Origin of the sequence: Dietzia sp. B44 (assembly GCF_014145245.1) — a bacterium.
In the GTDB taxonomy this organism is placed as follows: domain Bacteria; phylum Actinomycetota; class Actinomycetes; order Mycobacteriales; family Mycobacteriaceae; genus Dietzia; species Dietzia natronolimnaea.
Genome location: NZ_JAALEF010000383.1, coordinates 1 through 4,196, shown reverse-complemented (window position 1 = coordinate 4,196; position 4,196 = coordinate 1). Strand labels below are relative to the sequence as shown.

Here is a 4,196-nt window from a genome sequence, read left to right as displayed (position 1 = left end):
GCGAGGTGGCGTAGTCCACGAGCCCCGGTGACGGGGTGTACGCCTGCACCGAGGACGTGAAGATCACGCTCGATCCGGGCTGCAGGTGGGCGAGCGCCTCCTGCATCATCCAGAACGGCGCCGAGATGTTGACGTTCATCGTCTCGGCCCACTGCTCGGAGGACAGGTCCTCCAGGTGCTCGACGAAGGTCTGCCGGGCGGCGTTGAGCACGAGCACGTCCAGACCGCCGAGCCCCGCGACGGCGTCGCGGACGATCCCGCGCGCGACGGCCTCGTCACCGACGTCGCCGGGGAGCAGGACGCAGGTCCGGCCGGCCGCGCGCACGAGAGCGGCCACGTCGTCGGCGTCGGACTGCTCAGAGGGCAGGTAGCCGATCGCCACGTCGGCGCCCTCGCGTGCGTAGGCGATGGCCACGGCGCGGCCGATCCCGGAGTCACCGCCGGTGATCAGTGCACGCCGCCCGGTGAGCCGGCCGTGACCCACGTAGGTGTCCTCCCCGTGGTCGGCGGGAGGGTCCATCTCGGAGGCCAACCCCGGAACCGGTTGCTGCTGGACCGGCACCTCGATCTGGTACTTGGTCGTCGGGTCGACGAGTACGGAATGCCCGGGCTGGTCAGAGGACTGAACTGTCGGATCGGTGGTCACGGATGCCTCCCTGGTCGTCTGGACTCCCGACCGTACGCCCCCGGCGACCGGATGCGAGTGGGCGCTCGATCCCCCAGAATGCGGACACGACACACGTCACCCGAACCGAAGGAGTGGGCATGCCCCGTTACCGCGTGATCGACCCCGAGCAGAACGTCATCGATGAGAAGGAGTTCGCCGACGACACCAAGGCCTACGACTGGTTCAAGACGGTCGAGGTCCCCGACGATGCTCTCGGTTACGCCATGGAGGTCGACATGGACGGTAAGTGGACCCGCTTCGAGATCAACGACGGTGGCACCAACACCTCCCCCGCGGCCGACGAGGGCACGGGCGTCGCCTGACCTGACTCAGGCCTACTCAGGCCACGCAGCCGAGCCCGACGTGCCGGCTCCCCACCGCGTCGATGCGGTGGGGAGCCGGCCCGTCGTGGTTGTGGCGATCCCCTCGAGGCCGGCCCTCGCGGTCAGCCGGTCGGAGCCGATCGGGCGAACTCGACCACCGAATCGAGGTCGTAGCTGCCGGCGGTGGTCCCGAGCCCCCGGGCCACCTGGGCCGCGACCGCGCAGCCGAGGACGGCGGAGTCCCGCAGGTCGCGACCGAGATGACGCCCCACCAGGAACCCGGCGGAGAACGAGTCCCCGCAGCCGGTGGTGTCGACGACGTCGATCGCGAAGGCGGGTACCGCGATGGTCTCGTCCGGTGTCACGACGAGCGCGCCGTCGGCGCCCGCGGTGAGGGCCACGCACGTGACCCCGCGCTCGATCAGCATGCGCGCCCCCTCGGCCAGCATGTCGGCGCCGGTGAAGCCGCGGACCTGGTCGTCGTTGGGCAGCAGGTAGTCCACGTGCGGTAGCGCGTCCGCGATCCACTCGAGCATCCCGGGGTCGCCGTCGGCCAGGACGTCGACCGACGTGGTGATCCCCTTCTCACGGGCACGGGCGAGCAGCTCGCCGGCCGCCGGGCCGCCCAGGAACTCCGGCCCACCCAGGTGCAGATGAGTGAGCCCCTCGAGCGCGTCGTCGTCGATGCCGTCCAGGGTGAACACGCCGTTCGCGCCGATGCAGTGCCACGCCGGCCGGTCCCCGTTGGGGCGCACGGGGATCACCGAGGCGGACGTCTGTGCGTCCGCCTTGGTCACCAGGCGGCTGGTGTCGACCCCCTCCCCGCTCAACAGGGTCATCAGGGTGCGCCCGATCGAGTCGGCGCCGACCGCACCGATGCTGCGGACCCCGGCCCCGAGGCGGCTGAGCACCACCGCGGTGCCCCCCGCGGTCCCGGCCGGTGAGAAGGCGATGGTGTCCACGAGGGCCCCGGCGGAGCCCTCCGGGATGGACTCGATCCCGATCGCGTGGACGTCGAGGACGTGCACTCCGACCGTCGCGATCGTCATGGATGAGATGTCGGTCATTGCGGGCTCTCCTTGGTGGTTCCGTACTCGAGGGTGATCGCCTGGACGACCGCGTCGTGTTGCTGCGCCTCGGTGAGGGGTCGTGGTGTGCCCACCCCACTCGCGCGGACGTGCAGGGCCGCCAGCCACTCCAGCAACAGCGCGTTGTCGAGGGCCTTGTCGAGGGAGGATCCCACCGTCACCGAGCCGTGGTTGGCCATCAGGACCGCCTGCCGGTCGCGCAGGCCGTCCACGACGAGGTCGGCGAGCTCGGGGGTTCCGAAGGTCGCGTAGGGCGCCACCCGGATCTCGCCGCCCAGCAGCAACTGCTGGTAGTGCAGTACGGGCAGCGCGTCCATCCCGGTCACGCAGGAGACGGCGGTGGAGAACGGGGCGTGGGTGTGGACGACGGCCCCCGCCTGAGTACCGGAGTAGATCCCCAGATGCAGCCCGAGCTCGGAGGTCGGTGCGAGTCGGCCGTCCACGTGCTCGCCCGTCGCGCCGACCACGGTGACGTCCTCGGCACGGCAGTCGGCCAGGACCACCCCGGTGCCGGTCACGGCGATCCGCCCGTCGTCCACCCGGGCCGAGACGTTTCCGGCGGTGCCGATGAGCAGTCCCTCGGCCGCCAGTCGCCTGGCGGTGGCGGCGACGTGCTCGCGGGCCCGCGACGACTGCCCACGGGATCCCGACGACTCCGTCGTCACAGCCCACCGGCCTGATCGATGCCGCGTTCGGCGTGCACGACGCTCTCGAGCGTCGTCATGGACCGGCGGAACTGGCCGGTGAGCGACTTCTCGAGAACCGGCGCGACGAGGCGGCCGAGGGGGCCGAGCCCGACCCGGCAGTCGACCCGGTACGTCATCAGGGTGGCCTCGGCGCCCAGTGGCTCGAAGCGGAAGGTGTTGACCATGTCGTGCAACGGCGCGAACCCGGTCCCGGAGTCGACCCTGAGGGACCGCGGCTCGACCTTCCCCACCGTCCACACGGACCGCGTCGTGAGCGGCCCGATCGTCCGGTTCCGCTCGGAATAGGTCTCGCCCACGGTCGCCGCACCGTGGTGGGTGGTGACCTCCAGGGCCCCGTCGACCCACTCGGCGTACCGGGAGGTGTCGTCGATCACGGCCCAGATGTCCTCGACCGGGGCTGCGAGTCGCTGCTGTACGGAAACGGTCAGACGTGTCACGGATGTCCTCCTGAGTGTGCGATCACGGCGCGGGCGGCGACCTCCCCGGAGCGGACCGCGCCGTCCATGTAGCCGTTCCAGTAGTCGGAGTGTTCGGCACCGGCCCAGTGCACGCGGCCGAGCGGCCGGTCGCGCCACTGACCGAGCGTGGTCAGGACGCCGGGGCCGAGGACAGCGGTCGGGCCACCCCGGGTCCAGCGTTCCGCGGTCCAGTCCTTCTCGAAGTATCCGACAGGCGCCAGCGCCGCGGGCCCGACCACCCGGGCGAAGCTCTGCAGGACCGCCCCGCCGCGCTCCCGGGCCGGACGGGGCGCCCACTTCCGCCACCCCGCTCCCCCCACGAACCCCATGAGGATCCCGGGTGAGCCGCTCGGCGGGGTGTTGTCGAACATCGAGCACACCGGGGTACCGCCCCCGCGGAAGACGCCCTGGCCGGAGAGTCCGTCCTCCCGCCAGAACGGGCGCTCGTAGATCGCCTCACACTTCATGAGGGTGCCGAAGGCCATCCTGCGGAACAGGGCGTCCTGGTGGGCGGGCAGCGACGGGCTCCACTCGATCTCGGCGGCCAGGTGGGGTGGCGCGGTCACGATCACCTCCTCGCCGTCGAAGGACCCCGCGTCGGTGGTGACGGTGACCCCCGTGGCACGGTGTTCGATCCGCCGGACGGGGGCGCCGAGGGTGACGGAGTCGCCCAGTTCCTCGGCCATGCGTTGCGAGATCACCTGCGAACCGCCCACGACCCGGGACTCCTGGGCCCCGCCGGCCACGCCGATCATCCGGTCCAGTGAGCCCGGGTGGATCTCGTCACCCGCGCCCGCGACATACGCCAGGCCGTACAGCGCCGAGGCCTCGGACGCCGCGGCCCCGAACGCCGAACCGAGGAGGGTGTCGATCAACTCGACCCCGCCGGCGCCGATCGCGCCGCGCCGCAGCCAGGTGGCGAGACTCTGCGCGTCCAACCGGCCCGCGTCGGG

At 71.7% G+C, this 4,196-nt stretch carries 6 protein-coding genes; 1 reads left to right on the top strand and 5 read right to left on the bottom strand.

Translation table 11 applies throughout. From position 1 onward, the window contains the following. Positions 1 to 646: SDR family NAD(P)-dependent oxidoreductase (locus tag G6017_RS12465; RefSeq protein WP_182617633.1), on the bottom strand; the 646-nt coding region annotated here is incomplete at its 3' end. A 119-nt stretch (positions 647 to 765) separates the two neighbouring features. Between G6017_RS12465 and G6017_RS12460 the strand changes: the two genes are divergently transcribed. Then, positions 766 to 990 carry a hypothetical protein gene (locus G6017_RS12460; RefSeq protein WP_179523236.1) on the top strand — a complete coding sequence of 75 codons (225 nt, stop codon included), beginning with the start codon at positions 766 to 768 and terminating at the stop codon, positions 988 to 990. Between the two features lie 122 nt (positions 991 to 1,112). Here the strand turns inward: G6017_RS12460 and G6017_RS12455 are convergent, their stop codons facing one another. The 4 genes from G6017_RS12455 to G6017_RS12440 all read right to left on the bottom strand — a co-directional run. Next, on the bottom strand, positions 1,113 to 2,057 hold the full coding sequence (locus tag G6017_RS12455; RefSeq protein WP_182617631.1) for a carbohydrate kinase family protein: 945 nt from the start codon (positions 2,055 to 2,057) through the stop codon (positions 1,113 to 1,115). Then, on the bottom strand, positions 2,054 to 2,743 hold the full coding sequence (locus G6017_RS12450; protein ID WP_179523238.1) for a class II aldolase/adducin family protein: 690 nt from the start codon (positions 2,741 to 2,743) through the stop codon (positions 2,054 to 2,056). Before G6017_RS12450 ends, G6017_RS12455 begins: the two co-directional genes overlap by 4 nt. Continuing rightward, on the bottom strand, positions 2,740 to 3,222 hold the full coding sequence (locus G6017_RS12445; RefSeq protein ID WP_182617630.1) for an SRPBCC family protein: 483 nt from the start codon (positions 3,220 to 3,222) through the stop codon (positions 2,740 to 2,742). Before G6017_RS12445 ends, G6017_RS12450 begins: the two co-directional genes overlap by 4 nt. Beyond that, positions 3,219 to 4,196 (bottom strand): flavin monoamine oxidase family protein (locus G6017_RS12440; protein WP_182617628.1); only part of this gene is annotated, 978 nt, incomplete at its 5' end. The genes G6017_RS12445 and G6017_RS12440, both read right to left, overlap by 4 nt.

What these genes read in the sequence shown, in the direction of transcription:
- G6017_RS12460 (WP_179523236.1), top strand. Translation starts at nt 766, where the DNA reads ATGCCCCGTTACCGCGTGATCGACCCCGAGCAGAACGTCATCGATGAG.
- G6017_RS12455 (WP_182617631.1), bottom strand. Translation starts at nt 2,057, where the DNA reads ATGACCGACATCTCATCCATGACGATCGCGACGGTCGGAGTGCACGTC.